Raw genomic sequence first — 764 nt, forward strand, 5'->3', positions numbered from 1 at the left:
GGAGAACAGGGTTCGCGAGCTTTCTTTGCTGAATTCTAACGTGGTTATTACACTGAAGGATATGCGAGAATCTCCGGCTGTGGAGTCAAACTTTGGTAACAGTTTAGAGGAGGGCAGTAGCGGCACCGCGGCGTTTGTCGAATATCTCGACCGGAATAAAACTCCTGTGACTAAAGTCATTTCCCTTAAGGGCATGATGAGTGGCTACGAGATTTCTGTAGAGCTCTCCATGTGCTGGAATGACTCTTACTACGAAAATATGCTGTGCTTCACGAATAACATTCGCCAGAAAGATGGGGGAACGCACCTTGCCGGGTTCCGCTCGGCGCTGACTAGATGTGTCAACAATTACGCTACTAGCGAGGGTTGCCTGAAGAAAGCCAAGGTTGCCATCATAGGGGAAGATGTGCGAGAGGGGTTGACTTGTGTTCTGTCGATCAAAATGCCAGATCCCAGATTTTCATCGCAGACCAAAGATAAGCTAGTGAGCTCAGAGGCCAGGTTGGTGGTCGAGAGTATAGTGTTTGAGAAGCTTTCTTCCATTTTTGAAACCAATCCTAAGCTCGCCATGAGCGTTGTGGAACGGGTTATCAGGTCGGCAAAGGGTAGAGAGGCAGCGAGGAAGGCGCGTGAGGTCATCAAAAACAAGGGTGGGCTTGACTTTGCAGCATTGCCGGGAAAATTGGCTGATTGTCAGGAGAAATCCCCCGAGCTATCCGAGCTTTTTATAGTTGAGGTAATTCTGCGGGTGGTTCTGCGAAGCA

The 764-nt window shown here is 49.2% G+C and carries 1 pseudogene; it reads left to right on the forward strand.

Features of this window, described 5'->3' with window-relative positions:
• Positions 1–764, forward strand: a pseudogene (locus GAC_RS02930) (DNA gyrase subunit B); the annotation flags it as partial.

The sequence above is a fragment of the Anaplasma marginale str. Florida genome (assembly GCF_000215485.1).
Classification (GTDB): Bacteria; Pseudomonadota; Alphaproteobacteria; order Rickettsiales; family Anaplasmataceae; genus Anaplasma; species Anaplasma marginale.